Origin of the sequence: Bacillus sp. CCNWLW194 (assembly GCF_037120585.1) — a bacterium.
Taxonomy (GTDB): Bacteria; Bacillota; Bacilli; order Bacillales; family Bacillaceae_G; genus Bacillus_A; species Bacillus_A basilensis.
Genome location: NZ_JBBBBL010000001.1, coordinates 358,828 through 375,407, shown reverse-complemented (window position 1 = coordinate 375,407; position 16,580 = coordinate 358,828). Strand labels below are relative to the sequence as shown.

Genomic DNA, 16,580 nt, shown 5'->3' with positions numbered 1-16,580 from the left:
CTCACTTTTATTTCGTTTGTAAATACGGCGGTAATTGCTGCAACTGCTCTTTATCCTTTTCACGCTCTCGACGCGCCCATCGAAAGAATACATAGCCGATAATTGTACCATACACTATTTCCTGGACAATTTTCATGATGATGCCGCCTGTTTGTTGATCTTGTACAACTGGCATCCAGTGTAAAAATTCTGGTCCAGTTATATTTAAATCTGATAAAGTTCCTGCTGGTACACATAATTCCATCGCCTTCATCCAAGCAGCCGGATCCGTATATGTTGCAAACAACGGTGCAGTCGCAAAAATGATTAACGCGCAAGCTGGCGTTAATAATATACCATTAGCAAACATGTAACCAAGTTTCTTTATATCACTTAACGTTTGATATTCTGGTAATGGATTTAGCATCGGCCACCACATCATGATCGCCGTAAAGAACAATATAGCTAGACAAATAGGATGAGCAATTTGACTTTGTTTTACTGCATCAAAAACAACTGGTAAATGATAAAAAGAAAACAGGCCATTAAATACAAACAATGCAATAAGTGGCTTAGCAAATACCTTTAATATAATTTGAACGAACTTAAAGGAAGTAATATAACGATATAACCAAACTGGTATACCAAGCAACAATAACGGCGGAACTGCAATATACATAACTGCCATTTCAAACATATGTGCACTAAATATAATATGACCAATTAAATCAATAGGCCCTCCCTTTACAAAATACAAAAGAACAATACCGGTCGTAAAATAGAAAACTTGCTTCTTACTTACCTTCGTCGCATGTTCAAATCGCATTCTATATGGCCCAATAATTAAAAAATACCCAATAAGGATCGAAAGCATAAATAATAAAAAGATTGGACTCCATAGAGCTTGAAAACCAAATATCCACAAGTTACTCATTGTCACACCTACCTTCTTAAGGTTATCCTTTCACATAATATGAAGAGGGAGCTGTGACAACACAAGCTCCCTTATTCTTCACTTTTCAAATCCACACAATTGTCATAAAAGCTAAAATTGTAATTAACCCGATTAACAGACCAGAATAAAGAAAGAAACTTGCCGCTTCATGTCCTTTATGACTCATATGCATAAAATAATACAATTGAAAAATTACTTGTACCACTGCTAATAGTAAAATAAATGGTACTGAGAAAGTCGGACTAAACGTTTTCGGATATGCTACTGCTACAAACGCAACTAATGTTAAAAAAATCATTAATGCAAATGTAATAACTTGATGCTTCATTTCCTCTGCACTTTTCCTCTTCCGATAAACAAGATCAACTTTAGGATTATTCGTTTGCTTTATCGCCATTTGTTTATCCCACCATTCCCATTAAATATACTACAGTGAAAATAAACACCCAAACTACGTCAATAAAGTGCCAATAAATCGATGCAACATAAAACTTTGGTGCATTGTATAAATTTAGACCCCTCTTCGCATTTCTACAGATTAATGTTAAAATCCAACACAACCCAAACAATACGTGGAGTCCATGTGTACCAACAAGAGCATAAAACGCGGAACCAAAGGCACTACTTCTCATAGTATGCTTAAATTCATGCGTATAATGATAAAACTCATATATCTCAAACCCTAAAAACCCTAAACCTAGCAACACTGTTACTAACAGCCAAAGTTGCATTTTCTTAAAGTTAAAGTTTTTCATATGATACATCGCATATACGCTCGTTAAGCTACTCGTTAATAAAAGCATCGTCATAATGAAAACAAGTGGCATTTGGAACATCTCTTGAGATGTTGGTCCACCATTTGTAGAATTCTTTAACGCTAAATATGTGCCAAATAAGGAAGCGAACAATACTGTTTCGCCTCCAAGAAATAACCAAAAACCGACAAACTTATTTTTTCCCTCAAGGGTTGCTTTTTCAGGCTCTGCTGGAAATGTTTCATTCGTTAATTTTTCATCTACATGCATTATGCCTTGCCCCCCTTATCTTCTAAATCTTCCTTATGAATATGATATCCATGATCATCGATTACTGAACGTAGGAACATTGCGCCAAATGTGATAATTAAACCAATAATTGCTACTAATAACCAAAACTTATCTTTTCCACCCTGCATATACATTGCACCGAATGCCGCTATAAACAATCCTAAAGAAATGATAAATGGTGAAAATGATGGATTTGGCATATGAATATCACCAACTGGTTCCGCCGCTGTCATCTCTTTATTCCCTTCACGTTTTTCAATCCAAAACGGATCTAACCCGCGAACAAATGGTAATTGTTTAAAGTTATATTCTGGTGTAGGTGCTGGCATCGTCCATTCTAACGTTCGTGCATCCCATGGATCACGACCAGCCTTTTCTTTTGATACTGTTGTTTTAATTACATTGAATAGAAGAACAATCGTTCCAAGAGCCATAAACACCGCTCCAATAGAACTAATCATATTCCCCATTTCCAACCCTTGACCTTCAAGGTATGTGTAGTAACGACGCGGCATACCGATCAACCCAAGGAAATGCTGAATGAAGAACGTTAAATGGAAACCGATAAAGAATAGCCAAAATGTTATCTTTCCTAACGTTTCATTTAATACTTTATTAAACATGAGTGGCCAATAATAATGAGCTCCTGCAAGTAAACCAAATACAACACCGCCGACGATTACATAATGAAAATGAGCTACTACGAAATAGTTATCATGAAATTGATAATCAGCTGGTGCAGATGCTAGCATAACACCTGTAACTCCCCCCATTACGAATGATGGAATGAAAGCTACTGCCCACATCATCGGTGTCGTAAAACGTATACTTCCGCCCCACATTGTAAAGAGCCAGTTGAATATTTTAATACCGGTCGGAACCGCAATCGCCATTGTTGCAACTGAGAAAATAGCATTCGCAACTGGACCCAGCCCAACAGTAAACATATGATGCGCCCATACCATAAATCCTAAGAATCCAATTAATACTGTCGCAAACACCATTGACGAATAACCAAATAATCGTTTTTTCGAAAATGTGGCAAATATTTCTGAGAATATTCCGAAAGCTGGGAGTATAAGAATGTATACTTCTGGATGACCGAAAATCCAGAATAAATGCTCCCATATAATTGTATTCCCGCCCAGTGCTGGATTAAAGAAACTTGTTCCAAATAAACGATCTAACATTAAAAGTCCTAATCCTACAGTTAACGGCGGAAAAGCGAATAATATTAGTGAAGATGTTACAAATGTCGTCCATGTAAACATCGGCATACGCATATATGTCATCCCTGGCGCACGCATATTAATAATGGTTACAAGGAAGTTAATACCTCCAATTAATGTACCTATACCGGAGATTTGCAAGCCGAGTACATAAAAATCAACACCATGGCCTTTAGAGGCTAAAGCTAAAGATGCATAAGATGTCCATCCTGCATCAGGTGCTCCACCTAAAAACCAACTTAAATTTAAAAATACTCCACCAAAGAAAAATAACCAAAATCCGAGTGAATTCAAAAACGGGAACGCTACATCACGTGCACCAATTTGAAGTGGTACAGCGGCGTTCATAAATGCAAACACGAGTGGCATAGCTGCGAGGAAAATCATTGTTGTACCGTGCATGGTTAATACTTGATTATAAGCATCCCCAACAAGAAAAGCGTTGTTAGGAATCGCTAATTGAAGGCGAATAAATAAAGCTTCTATTCCGCCTATTATAAAAAACAATCCACCTGCAATTAAATAGAGAATGGCAATCTTTTTATGGTCTACTGTCGTTAAATAATCCCATATGACAGCACCCATCCCCTGTTTTTTTGCTACAGAACTCACGTTTTCAACCTCCCCTTCGCGAATAATCCCTCTTTACTTTTCAACTTTTAACGTTTGTAAGTATGCATTTAATGCATCAATTTGATCATCCGTTAAGTTGCCATATTTACCAGTCATTTTATTTCCTGGTTTCATATTTTCAGGATCTTTCAGCCATTTTTTTAAGTTTTCTTCATTGTTTTCGGCAATGCCGGCAACTGTATCGCGATCCGCAAAGTTTGCTAAGTTTGGTGCGATACGAGCGGAAGGTGGTCTACTATCATTAGATCCTACTGCGTGACAACCAATACAGCTTTTATTAAATATTTCTTGGCCCTCTTGCGCCTTTGTTGAAGCTACTTCTTTCTTCCCATCAATCTTCTTCATATCAGCAAGCCACTTTTTGTACTCGCTTTCATCTAAAGCTTTCACTTTGAATTGCATTAAAGAATGTGATGGGCCGCAAAATTCTGTACAAAAACCATTATAAGTGCCCGATTTATCTGCCTTTAACCACATTTTGTTCACATTGTCTGTATTTGTATCCATTTTTCCAGCTAAAGACGGAACCCAAAATGAGTGTTTAATATCGGCACCCTTCAAATTCAAATACACTTTCTTACCTGTGGGGATGACTAAATCTTGAGAAGTTACTATTTTTTCTGATTTATAAGAAAATTCCCACCAATAAAGATTCGCTGTTACATCAACAACGATAGTATCTTTATCAATATTCTTTTTCTCCATCGCACTTACATCAGCAAGTTTGAATGTATATGTAACCGTCGGAACAGCTAAGATTAGTAAAAGAATAATCGGAATAACTGTCCATATAATTTCTAGCTTGTGATTCCCTTCAACTTGCTCTGGAATATAATCTTCCTGACCTTTCTTTTGTCGGAAACGCACAATTACATACAAGAAAATAATAGTAACTACTAGTACTACTCCTACCATGATTGCACTCGCTAATAAGAGCAAATCATATTGCATTTTTGCTACTTCTCCTTGCGGAATTAAAGTAGATTGAAAGGCTTTACCGCATCCCCCTAACAGTAAAGCCAGCAGTGAAACGAACGAAAGCAGTCGCCACTGTTTCTTCATACAAACAACCCCCACTTTCCTTGTGAATTAGATTGTACTTTATAGTTAAGTAAAGTAAATCTCAACGTAAAGAAATCCAATTATGTCGTTGTCTTAGAAGAATGTAACTACAATCATTAATACAAATAAGATTGTTAAATAATTTAGGGAATAAACAAACATTTGTACAGACCATTTGATGTCATCTTGCTTACGGAAGCCATAAAATCCTAAAACGATCCAACCGATGTTAAGCAATGTTGCAATTACCATAAATGTTATCCCTAGTCCACTCATATAAAATGGTAGTGGTAATAAACATACTGTCCAAATCATAATTTGGCGTTTCGTAATTTCAAATCCATGAACTACAGGAAGCATTGGAATTCCTGCATTTCGATATTCATCAACACGTTTCATCGCTAATGCAAGGAAATGTGGGATTTGCCAAATAAACATAATTAAAAATAGCATCCAAGCAATTGGATGGCCTAAAGATGGATCGATTGCTGCCCATCCAATTAAAGGTGGAACTGCCCCAGATATACTACCTACAACAGTATTTAGTGTATACTTTCTCTTTGTCCATAAAGTATATAGAACAACATATGTGAAAGCACCAATAAATCCCATTAATACTGCCATTGGTGTTGTTAATAATAAAAATACAAACCCAAGAAGTAATATAACTAATCCAAATGTAAGTGCAAATCCTGGTTTATACTTTCCAGTAACCGTTGGACGGGTCTTTGTTCTTTCCATTAATGGATCGATGTCTCGATCAATGTAGTTGTTTAAACAACATACCCCTGCCATAACTAATCCAGAACCAACGATTGTAAAAAATAGCTTATCCAGATTATCCATTACACTTAATCCATTAAAGTGTAACGCCAACCAAAATCCTGTAAATACAGTAAGTGTATTTGAGTTTACAATCCCCATTTTAACGAGTGCTTTTAAATCTTGTAGCCGAGTTGTTTCCGGTACGCTTGTAACAGCAGACTCATCATGCAGCTCAGTTGTTGCATGGTTCATCACTTTAACCCCCTCTTAAAACTTTCATCTTTCTTTTTTGCGTCTATTTCGAATGAAATAATTCGCTTTTATATAGCAATATTATTACAGTAGAAATATTGTTAACCCATTCTACTACTAATCTACGCCCATACTCCAATATATTAAATCATATTTCCCGAACATTTTGTGAAGAAAACATGAACTTTTTGTGTCGAATATAAAAAACTGAATTCTGACTTATCCTTATCATAACATGATGTTACCTTCTATAATAAACTTTTTTGTCATATTTAACACGTATTCTCCCCATTTCTTTTCAAAATAGCCTGTTTTTCAACCAAAAATTCCCTTATACATTCTATTTCCACACCGATTTTCTCTCCCCTGTCTACACCCGCCATTTCTTTGCTATTTTATTATTTTTTATATATCATAGGAACTAGCGCGTTTTATTCTATACATAATGGAATGAAAATATTTCGCAATAACTTCATAGCAGAAAGATGGTGAAAGAGATTGCAACGCTTTATTAAATGGTTAGCAGTCATTACAAGTCTTGATTTATTAATAGTTTTATTAGGAGGCGCTTTAGTTACAAAAACAGGTTCCGGCCAAGGCTGCGGTAAATCATGGCCACTTTGTAACGGTGAATTTGTTCCATCTAATTTATCAATGGAAACTATTATTGAACTAAGTCACCGCCTTACATCAGGATCAGCAGGAATTCTTGTCACTCTCCTTTGTATTTTGTCCTGGAAATATTATAAACATGTGCGCGAAACAAAAACGTTAGCAATTTTATCCTTCGTATTTTTAGTTGCACAAGCATTAATGGGAGCCGCTGCAGTTGTCTGGGGGCAAATGCCAGCTGTACTTGCTATCCATTTTGGTATTTCCTTAATTTCATTTGCTTCTGTCATTTTATTAACGTGTCTCATCTTTGAAATTGACCAGAAATTTGATGCACGTTCACTTATTATGGACAAAAAAATGAAATTTCATATTTATGGTGTAACAATTTACTGTTATCTCGTTGTCTACACAGGAGCTTTAGTACGTCACGAACGAGCTAGCTTAGCCTGTCCAGACTTCCCTTTATGTAGCAAAAATAGACCTATGCCGACTCAACTACATGAGTGGGTTCAAATGGGACATAGATTGGCAGCCATGTTAATCTTTGTTTGGATACTATACGCGATGATTCTCGCTATTCGCCATTACAAGCAGCAGCCTGTCGTATACTGGGGATGGATCATTTCATTTATCCTTGTTACACTTCAAGCCATAGTAGGAATTTTAGTCGTATTTACAAATGCTAGTTTAGCAATGGCATTATTACATTCCCTATTCATTTCTTGCTTGTTTGCTGTACTATGCTATTTAGTTATGTTAGGAACAAGAAGTAAAGTGAATGCAAAAGAAGCTGAATCAACTTCTAAACAAACAAAATAAATTAAAATACCTTGCCGAATTGGCAAGGTATTTTTTTACAATAAAGAAAAAGAGCTGCATTTCCACAGCTCTTTTCTATTTTAGTGATCTAATTCAATGAGTAAGTCACCCGTTTGAATTGCATCTCCATCGTTAACATATACTTTTTTCACTTTACCATTGAACGGCGCTTGAACTGTCGTTTCCATTTTCATCGCTTCAGTAATTGCCATAGAATCGCCTTTTTTCACTTCATCGCCTTCTTTTACAACGACTTTAATAACCGTTCCTGGCATTGTTGCACTAATGTGGTTTGGATTTTCACGGTTTCCTTTCACACGTTGTGCAACTGTTGCTTTCACACTTTCGTCTTTCACAACAATCTCACGTGGTTGACCATTAAACTCCAAGTAAAGAATACGATTTCCATCTGCCTGAGGCTCTCCGATTGACACTAGTTTAACCATCAATGTTTTACCTTGCTCAATTTCCACATCGATTTCTTCACCAAGTCTCATACCATAGAAGAATGTCGGTGTATCAAGCACAGATACACTTCCATAAAGCTCAGCAACTTTTTCGTAATCCATAAATACTTTTGGATATAATGCATATGCAACGACATCAAAAATCGTCACTTCGCGCCCAAGTTTATGGAATAGCTCTTCTTTTAACGCATCGAAATCTACTGGCTCTAATAATTCACCTGGTCTTACTGTTAATGGTTCTTTCCCTTTTAAAATAATTTCTTGTAACTTTTTCGGGAAACCACCGTATGGCTGCCCCAAATCTCCTGAGAACATTTCAACGACAGACCCTGGGAAGTCCATAGAATGCCCACGCTCTAAAACATCTTGTTCTGTTAAGTGATTTTGAACCATAAATAATGCCATATCACCGACAACTTTAGATGATGGCGTTACTTTAACAATATCACCAAACATGTCATTCACACGGCGGTACATTACTTTCACTTCATCGAATCGATCTCCTAAGCCAACCGCTTTCGCTTGTTGTTGTAAATTACTATACTGTCCGCCTGGCATTTCGTGCATATATACCTCTGTATGAGGAGCATTCATACCACTTTCAAACGGTGCGTAGTATTTACGTACATCTTCCCAGTAATGAGATAGTTTTTCTAATGAATCTATATTAACATCTGGCTGTCTTTCGTTTCCACCTAACGCATAGTATAGCGTGTTCGCACTTGGCTGTGACGTTTGCCCAGCCATAGAACTTACTGCTACATCGACAATGTCAACACCTGCTTCAATTGCTTTCGTATACGTTAATATACCATTTCCACTCGTATCGTGTGTGTGCAGGTGAATCGGAATCGATACCGTCTCTTTTAATGCTGAAACTAAATCATATGCTGCGTTTGGTTTTAGTAAGCCCGCCATATCTTTAATACCTAAAATGTGAGCTCCTGATGCTTCTAATTCTTTTGCTAAATTTTTATAGTAATTTAAATCATATTTACTACGTAACGGATCATGAATATCCCCTGTGTAGCACATCGTTGCTTCTGCAATTTTACCAGTATCTCGTACAGCATCAATTGCAACTCTCATACCTTCTACCCAGTTTAAGCTATCAAAAATACGGAACACATCAATTCCAGCTTGAGCAGAACACTCCACAAACTTTTGAATTAAATTATCCGGATAGTTTTTGTAACCAACTGCGTTTGAAGAACGAAGTAACATTTGGAATAAAACATTTGGCATTTTTTCACGAAGATCTAGTAATCGTTCCCATGGATCTTCTTTTAAGAAACGATATGCAACATCAAACGTTGCACCGCCCCACATTTCCGCTGAGAATAAATTCGGTAACATTCTCGCTGTCGGCTCTGCAATTTGATGTAAATCTTTTGTACGAATACGCGTTGCAAGTAATGACTGATGCGCATCCCGGAATGTTGTATCCGTTAAAAGTACACGTTTTTGATCTTGTACCCATTTTACTAATCCGTCTGCTCCACGCTCATCCAAAATTTGTTTCGTTCCATTTTGGATCGGCTCTGAGTGTAATACATTCGGTATACGAGCATCCGGGAAAATTGGTTTCTCTTTTTTCCCTACTCCTGGGAAGCCATTTACTGTTACTGTCCCGATGTAATTTAACATTTTCGTTCCGCGGTCTTTACGTTTCGGGAACAAGAATAATTCAGGTGACGCATCAATAAATGAAGTGTCATATTCCCCTGATAAGAAGTTTTTATGTTTTACTACATTCTCTAGGAATGGAATATTAGTTTTAATACCACGAATACGGAATTCTTTTAAGTTACGTTCCATTTTTGCAGCAGCTTGTTCAAAAGTAAGCGCCCATGTTGTAACTTTTACAAGTAAAGAATCATAGTACGGTGTAATAACAGCACCTTGGAAACTATTACCTGTATCAAGACGAACTCCAAAGCCACCACCTGATCGATATGCCATAATTTTTCCAGTATCCGGCATGAAATTATTTAGTGGATCCTCAGTCGTTACACGAGATTGTATTGCAAATCCATGTACAACAACTTCCTCTTGCTTTGGAACACCTACCAATTTGCTATGTAATGCATGTCCATCAGCTATTAAAATTTGTGATTGAACGATGTCAACTCCTGTAATCATTTCTGTAATTGTATGCTCTACTTGAACACGCGGATTTACTTCAATGAAATAGAAATTATCATCTTTCACAAGGAATTCAACTGTTCCTGCGTTTAAATAATTTACATTTTTCGTTAACTTAACAGCAGCATCACAAATACGCTGACGTAAATCATCTGAAAGTGATACACTTGGTGCTATTTCTACAACTTTTTGATGACGACGTTGTACAGAACAATCTCGCTCGTATAAATGAACAACATTTCCCTCTTCATCTGCTAAAATTTGAACTTCTATATGTTTAGGTTTTTCAACGAATTTTTCAACGTATACTTCATCATTACCAAAGGCTGCTTTCGCTTCTGACTTCGCTCGATTATACGATTCTCTTAATTCTTCACTAGTACGTACAATACGCATACCACGGCCGCCACCACCAAGGGAAGCTTTAATTATAATCGGGTAATCATACTTTTCAGCAAATTCTTTAACTTCTTCTACCGAATCTACTGGACCATCACTACCAGGAATAACTGGAATTTGTGCTAGCTGCGCTTGTGTTCTTGCTTTTACTTTATCTCCAAACATATCTAAATGCTTACTTTTTGGACCGATAAAGATAATTCCTTCTTCTTCACAACGTTTTGCGAATTGAATATTTTCTGACAAGAAACCATATCCAGGGTGAATTGCATCTACATGATTACTTTTCGCAATCTCAATAATGCCCTCAATATCTAGATAAGCATCAATTGGCTTTTTCCCTTCCCCAACTAAATAGGATTCATCGGCTTTATAACGATGATAAGAACCACTATCCTCTTTAGAATAGATTGCAACTGTTTTTAATCCAAGCTCCGAACAAGCTCGAAACACACGAATTGCAATCTCTCCACGGTTAGCTACCAATACTTTTTGAATACGTTGCAGCTTTGTCATGATTTTCCCCCTCTACTTTCCTACCACTCTAGAGATAAAATATATACACACCCTAAAGAGCGTGAAGTTCTTCACTTTCTACATTATATTATACTTAGAAAGCTTCACTTTATTTTTATCCATCATACCTTATTTTTTAACAAATGATAAGTTTTCTGTGGAATTTGTTTCACAAAAATAGTATAGCATACCTCTTCCTTTTCTAACAACTTAATTGTATATCACATTTGATTTAATGTGATATATTTTTTATTATAAATACCAATTAATGTATCATATTTAATATTTCTAAAAAATAAAAAACACATCGCACTCTAAAGCACAATGTGTTTTTTATTTTACAACTACAAGACGTGGTCCATCTTGTTCTCTTTCTTTCATTTCCTCATTTTGCTGTTTCTCTTTTCGTTTTACATGACTAGCAATATTTAATAATATACCCATCGCGATTAGATTAGCCAATAAAGAACTACCACCATAACTAATAAACGGTAAAGGTACCCCTGTAAGCGGTATTAATCCAGACATACCACCAACATTAACAAATGTTTGTATTCCAATTAAACTTGCAATTCCGATTGCAATTAAACTTCCAAATGGATCTTTACATTTTTGTGCCACTCTAAACGAACGAATGATAATAAGTAGTAAACAGATTAAAATGATAGCTACACCTATAAAACCTAGTTCTTCAGATATAATCGCCATAATAAAATCCGTTTGCGGCTCTGGTAAGTAGCCATACTTTTGTATACTATTTCCTAATCCTCTACCATTTAACCCACCTGAGGCAATTCCAACAAATGAATTTATTAATTGAAATCCATCCTTTTGTGGATCACTAAATGGATCAAGGAAAACTGAAAATCGCGCTTTTTGGTATTGACTCAATTTATAGTTTCCAATAAAATACAACGCTGGAATCCACACGACAGATGTTAATAAAAATCTTTTTATCCACAAGTTAACATTAACTCCTGAACAGAAGAACATAATTAACACTGTTCCACCTATTAATATGTCAGTCCCTAAGTCATTTTGTAATAAAATTAATACCATCGATCCACCGACAACAAATAAGGGAGGTATTATCCCTTGAAAAAAAGGGGTTTGCCTCTCTTGTTTCTTAGCAAAAAAACTTGCTAGCGTAATAATAACTGCTATTTTTACAAACTCAGCTGGCTGTATACCTAGTATCCATCCTTTTGCACCATTGATTACCTTACCGAAAAGGAAAGCTGCTGTTAGTAAACCAATACTTCCTAACCCCATCGCTGCAAGAACTATTTTTTTCCTCCACAATTTGTAAGGGATTATAACTACAATCACAAGTATTACCGTTCCAATAGCAAGAGCAACTAATTGTTTTTTAAAAAAGTGATCTGCTGGCCAGTTATTTTTCGACGAAATCGCGACAATGGAACTAGAACTATATACCATTATAACTCCCAACACACATAAGATAACAAGAGGAAGTAATAATGAATAATCCATTGATTTCCATACTCTTTTCATTTCATTTCCTCTCTCTGTTTCAATTTAATTATTGTTGTATTCCATATGTACATTGATTCTTCCTGCTTTATTATACAAATAAAAAGCCCAAACTTTTTCAGTTTGAGCCCCCTTATTTGAACCCGTTATTGTTGTTTGTTTGTAAATGCTTCATGAAGTGCAGATAACTCACGTTCAAGCTCTCCTAACATTGCTTTCCCTTGTTCTTCTGCAATAAGACCAAGGCGAACTGCAAAATCGACTTCGCGGGATAGTCCAAACATTTGTGTGTCTAACACTTCTTCATATAATGGACATTGCGGCATTGTAAGATGGTCCATTTGCACCTTAATAAGTCTTAAAATCTTCTCCGCATCCGCTTGTAGAAGGGCTAGTGCCTTTTCCTGATGATTTGATACTGTCTCAGACGCCAAATTGATTCCCTCCGTTTCCGTCCTACTCTCTCCTATCTATTAATATTAGCGATAGTTTTAATAAATTGCAATAGAAACATTTTTTGTGACAATAGTGTCTAATACTATTATACTGAAAAGTGGGAGTATAACACAAATGGGGGAACAACAATGAGCGAAATTTTATTTATCAATGGAAAAGTTCGTTTTCCAATCACTATCGATCCAACCGTTTGGATCTTTGATGATCGAAAAGTAGATTTGACAACTTACTTTGATGAAACGAGAGAAAACACTTCAGAACTAGAAGCTTATTTAAAAAACACTTCAGAACATTGGGATCGCGAAATCCGTGATGGTGCTGCCTTCCCGCCGATACAACAAAGTGTAAAGAAATATAAAAAAGAACAGTTAATTACTGGAACGTTCGGTATACCATTCCATCCTTTTCTTGCTAACGCCGAAATTTCAGATGACGCTACGCAAGTCGAGATTGAAACAGCAGATCATACAATAACGCTTCCACTAGAAACTGTCAAAGATGCTATTCTTGGTTTTTCAAAAGAAGGAAAACCATTAAAAGAAGATGGACCTGTTCATTTATATTACAATGATGGATCTAATAGACAAAATCCAATCCGTAACATCCGTACATTTACAATTATTTAAAGTGTATACTTGAAAGAAAAAAGGAGTGAGCCTCGGCTCACTCCTTTTTATAATAAATCTGCAGCTAGTTGAGCTAAATTAGATCGCTCCCCTTTAACAAACTTTACATGACCACTAATACGTTGCTCTTTAAACTTCTCTACAACATATGTTAAACCGTTATTATATTCATCCAAATACGGATGATCAATTTGCTGAGGGTCTCCCATTAGTACGATCTTACTTTTTTCTCCTACCCTTGTTAATATCGTTTTCACTTCATGCTTCGTTAAATTTTGCGCTTCGTCAATTATTATGAACTGATCTGGAATACTTCTTCCGCGTATATACGTAAGAGCTTCTACTTCAATCGAACCCATTCCAGCTAAAATAGCATCTAACTCTCCTGGCTTTTTCGTATTAAATAAATACTCTAGATTATCAAAAATCGGTTGCATCCACGGTCTTAACTTTTCTTCTTTTTCTCCTGGTAAATAACCGATATCTTTTCCGACTGGAACAATTGGCCTTGCAACGAGTAGTTTTTTGTATAGTCCTAAATCTTCCGTTTGCATAAGCCCTGAAGCTAACGCTAGTAATGTTTTTCCTGTACCTGCTTTCCCTGTTAATGTTACTAGCGGAATATCTTCACGAAGTAATAATTCTAATCCCATAATTTGCTGCACATTTCGTGGTCGTATCCCCCATACTTGTTCATTGTGAAAAATAAGTTTCTTTACCTTCTTACCTAAGTGATCCACAATGCCAAGTGCTGAACTAGATCCGCCTAATGCATCTTTCATTACTACAAACTGATTTGGATAAAAAGGATGATTTGCAATTTCAGATAAAGGCAATTCACCTTTTTCATAAAAATAATCCAATTGCTCTTTTGATATATACCCTTCTAAAAATCCTGAATATATATTATCTATTTCAATTACACGATCACTTAAATAATCTTCCGCCTTCAAACCAATTGCATCAGCTTTTACCCTTACGAGCACGTCTTTACTTACTAAAATAACAGACTTCCCGTCCTCTTTTTCTTGTTCTTCTAAAGATAAATTTTTTGCTACAGCTAAAATTCGATTATCATTTGTTTTTTCTACAAAAATATCTTGTAGTTGAACAAATGAACGATGATTTAATTCAATACGAAATGTACCGCCGTTTTCTAGCGGAATACTTTCATGCAGCTTTCCTATTTCACGAAATTTGTCTATTAACTTAGATACATAACGAGCGTTTCGTCCTACTTCATCCATATAACGTTTTTTCGAATCAACCTCTTCTAATACAACTGCTGGAATCACTACTTCATTGGTTTCAAATGAAAAAATAGATAAAGGATCCTGCAAAAGTACATTCGTATCTAACACATAAATTTTATCCAACCTGTTACCCCCTGACTCCACTTTTAAATTTGTAGAACAAGGGTTTCATCCAAAAAATATGGACGAACCATTGTTATAATTATATGTACCGTATAAACGAGGTAGAATCGAAAATTATAGCCATTAAACCTTTTATTTATTTTTTATTCATTTCTATTCAATATATTACTTTTAATTATAATTATTAACATAAAATCACAATAACTAATTACAAAAGTTACTAACTGGCTTTCTTATTTATCACATTTATAATTCTTTCATTCCTACTAACACTTGGTTATCGAGCTTTTTTGCTGCCCGAAGATCATATGTTTTTTCATATGTTGGTTCAGTTGCAAGTTTTGCACCATAAAACATAACATCACGTACTTCTTGTACATTTACTTCTATTACAGTTAATTTTAGAGGAATGCCTTCCATTCTATCAGTCAAAATTTCACCTGCACCACTTATGGAAAATACGGAATCATTCGCCATTATAGTCAATACCACCCCTGTACTATGCCGCATATTTTCCACAATACGTGAACGTTGATCTACTGCAAATCGAATACTAGTTTTACTCACTGCATACACCCAAGAAATAGCACTTACGTTAGGAACTTGTTTTTCAAAATCTGTTGTTGCTACCATAACAATACACTCTTTACGTAACGATTGTACTAAATCATCTGTTAATGTAGGCTCTACTACATTCGCCATATTTCCACCTCCAAATATACTTAATATATCCTTATCATAACTTATTTTTCGAATTGCGAAAATATTATTTTTTCCCGCTATTATTCAAAAATATTACACTTCCATGATATACTTATACTGATAGAATTCGTATTGAGGTGACGACATGAGAGTCAAATGTATGATTTGTGATAAAAAAGATATGTTAGATGATGAAAATCCTATGGCAAAAAAACTGCGTAATCGCCCTATTCATACATATATGTGCATGGAATGTTCGGAACGAATTGCAGAACGTACGATGGAACGTCATGCAAGTGGTAGTTTCCGATTATACCGTGATAAAAAAGTCGAAGACGATTGGTAAAATATAAATAAGTCCTTAATCATATAGATAAGGACTTATTTATATTTTTCAGGCTCACGATTCATCTGATCCAAGAAACAATCAATAGCTTCTAACGGAAACCTTGCAGATTTTCTTTCTCCATTCATTTCATATGTAATCAAATACATTTCCTCGTTCTTTTTAACTTCCACATTCCTCAATTTGTGTTCTTCATATATCATATTTTGAAATAACAAATACGTTTCTTTTGCAGCACTATCATCCGGACGTGCTTCTGCAACTGTTTTAATTGTTAACCAATTATATAATGCATCTTGTACTGAACGCATAAAATTTTGCCTCCTCATCCTGCTTTTTGTTGTCTTGCTTGATGTAAACGCAACCTATAAATCCCAAGTACAATTGCCGCTACAACAAGCCCCTCCCCAACAGGTAAAAAAACTGCAAAGAAAGTTAACACTGTACATCCTATCGCTAACGATATATATATCACTATATTTTTTATTATTGATAGTTTTCTTGCAAAACCTAAATTATACACAAGTGCACTTAATATAATAATGATGCCATACAGTAACCACATCCCTAGTTCTGGGTTTTCATCAACTTTACATAATTTCGCAAAAAATGACATTCTTTCTAACACTATTTATCCCCCTTCTCATAAAAACAAAATTTCTTTATGTACTTAATACAAGAGTAACCCGCGAAAAAAA

At 35.6% G+C, this 16,580-nt stretch carries 16 protein-coding genes; 3 read left to right on the top strand and 13 right to left on the bottom strand.

Annotated features, from left to right (window positions below):
• Positions 1–7: 7 nt before the first annotated feature.
• From ctaG to ctaB, 6 genes are all read right to left on the bottom strand, one after another.
• Positions 8–913: a cytochrome c oxidase assembly factor CtaG gene (gene ctaG, locus V7S50_RS02145; protein ID WP_242252057.1), complete on the bottom strand. Its 906-nt coding sequence runs from the start codon at positions 911–913 to the stop codon at positions 8–10.
• An 85-nt stretch (positions 914–998) separates the two neighbouring features.
• A complete protein-coding gene (gene ctaF, locus V7S50_RS02140) occupies positions 999–1,331 on the bottom strand; it encodes a cytochrome c oxidase subunit IVB (RefSeq protein WP_000985703.1) in 333 nt (110 codons plus the stop codon).
• A 4-nt stretch (positions 1,332–1,335) separates the two neighbouring features.
• Positions 1,336–1,959: a cytochrome c oxidase subunit III gene (gene ctaE / locus V7S50_RS02135; RefSeq protein ID WP_242252058.1), complete on the bottom strand. Its 624-nt coding sequence runs from the start codon at positions 1,957–1,959 to the stop codon at positions 1,336–1,338.
• Positions 1,959–3,794 (bottom strand): cytochrome c oxidase subunit I, encoded by a 1,836-nt coding sequence (gene ctaD, locus V7S50_RS02130; RefSeq protein WP_179958627.1) that lies wholly within the window; start codon positions 3,792–3,794, stop codon positions 1,959–1,961. The genes ctaE and ctaD overlap by 1 nt, the downstream gene beginning before the upstream one ends.
• A gap of 60 nt (positions 3,795–3,854) precedes the next feature.
• Complete coding sequence (coxB, locus tag V7S50_RS02125) at positions 3,855–4,904, bottom strand: cytochrome c oxidase subunit II (protein WP_000745271.1); 1,050 nt, start codon at positions 4,902–4,904, stop codon at positions 3,855–3,857.
• 93 nt (positions 4,905–4,997) lie between these two features.
• Complete coding sequence (ctaB, locus tag V7S50_RS02120; RefSeq protein ID WP_063221193.1) at positions 4,998–5,921, bottom strand: protoheme IX farnesyltransferase; 924 nt, start codon at positions 5,919–5,921, stop codon at positions 4,998–5,000.
• Between the two features lie 498 nt (positions 5,922–6,419).
• Between ctaB and ctaA the strand changes: the two genes are divergently transcribed.
• Entirely contained in the window at positions 6,420–7,355 is a 936-nt protein-coding gene (gene ctaA, locus V7S50_RS02115; RefSeq protein WP_063221194.1) for a heme A synthase, read from the top strand.
• Between the two features lie 80 nt (positions 7,356–7,435).
• Here the strand turns inward: ctaA and pyc are convergent, their stop codons facing one another.
• From pyc to V7S50_RS02100, 3 genes are all read right to left on the bottom strand, one after another.
• The gene (gene pyc / locus V7S50_RS02110) at positions 7,436–10,882 is read right to left on the bottom strand and encodes a pyruvate carboxylase (RefSeq protein ID WP_098555035.1); all 3,447 of its coding nucleotides are present in this window, start codon (positions 10,880–10,882) and stop codon (positions 7,436–7,438) included.
• Positions 10,883–11,215: 333 nt separating this feature from the next.
• Positions 11,216–12,397: a putative lipid II flippase FtsW gene (gene ftsW / locus V7S50_RS02105; RefSeq protein WP_242252059.1), complete on the bottom strand. Its 1,182-nt coding sequence runs from the start codon at positions 12,395–12,397 to the stop codon at positions 11,216–11,218.
• Between the two features lie 125 nt (positions 12,398–12,522).
• Positions 12,523–12,810 (bottom strand): YlaN family protein, encoded by a 288-nt coding sequence (locus V7S50_RS02100; protein WP_000135695.1) that lies wholly within the window; start codon positions 12,808–12,810, stop codon positions 12,523–12,525.
• 150 nt (positions 12,811–12,960) lie between these two features.
• Here V7S50_RS02100 and V7S50_RS02095 point away from each other — a divergent pair, with 150 nt between their 5' ends.
• The gene (locus V7S50_RS02095; protein WP_242252060.1) at positions 12,961–13,458 is read left to right on the top strand and encodes a peptidyl-prolyl cis-trans isomerase; all 498 of its coding nucleotides are present in this window, start codon (positions 12,961–12,963) and stop codon (positions 13,456–13,458) included.
• A 47-nt stretch (positions 13,459–13,505) separates the two neighbouring features.
• Here the strand turns inward: V7S50_RS02095 and V7S50_RS02090 are convergent, their stop codons facing one another.
• Both V7S50_RS02090 and V7S50_RS02085 read right to left on the bottom strand, forming a co-directional pair.
• Positions 13,506–14,834, bottom strand: a complete 1,329-nt coding sequence (locus V7S50_RS02090) for a PhoH family protein (protein WP_336375961.1) — start codon at positions 14,832–14,834, stop codon at positions 13,506–13,508.
• A 246-nt stretch (positions 14,835–15,080) separates the two neighbouring features.
• On the bottom strand, positions 15,081–15,536 hold the full coding sequence (locus V7S50_RS02085; protein WP_063223161.1) for a pyridoxamine 5'-phosphate oxidase family protein: 456 nt from the start codon (positions 15,534–15,536) through the stop codon (positions 15,081–15,083).
• Positions 15,537–15,681: 145 nt separating this feature from the next.
• On the opposite strand from V7S50_RS02085, the gene V7S50_RS02080 reads away from it, so the two are divergent.
• Positions 15,682–15,882 carry a YlaI family protein gene (locus V7S50_RS02080; protein ID WP_060632065.1) on the top strand — a complete coding sequence of 67 codons (201 nt, stop codon included), beginning with the start codon at positions 15,682–15,684 and terminating at the stop codon, positions 15,880–15,882.
• A gap of 35 nt (positions 15,883–15,917) precedes the next feature.
• Here the strand turns inward: V7S50_RS02080 and V7S50_RS02075 are convergent, their stop codons facing one another.
• Together V7S50_RS02075 and V7S50_RS02070 are read right to left on the bottom strand one after the other, a co-directional pair.
• Positions 15,918–16,193 (bottom strand): hypothetical protein, encoded by a 276-nt coding sequence (locus V7S50_RS02075; protein ID WP_063223160.1) that lies wholly within the window; start codon positions 16,191–16,193, stop codon positions 15,918–15,920.
• Positions 16,194–16,207: 14 nt separating this feature from the next.
• Positions 16,208–16,510, bottom strand: coding sequence for a YlaH-like family protein (locus tag V7S50_RS02070; RefSeq protein ID WP_063223159.1), 303 nt, complete (start codon positions 16,508–16,510; stop codon positions 16,208–16,210).
• Positions 16,511–16,580 lie beyond the last annotated feature (70 nt).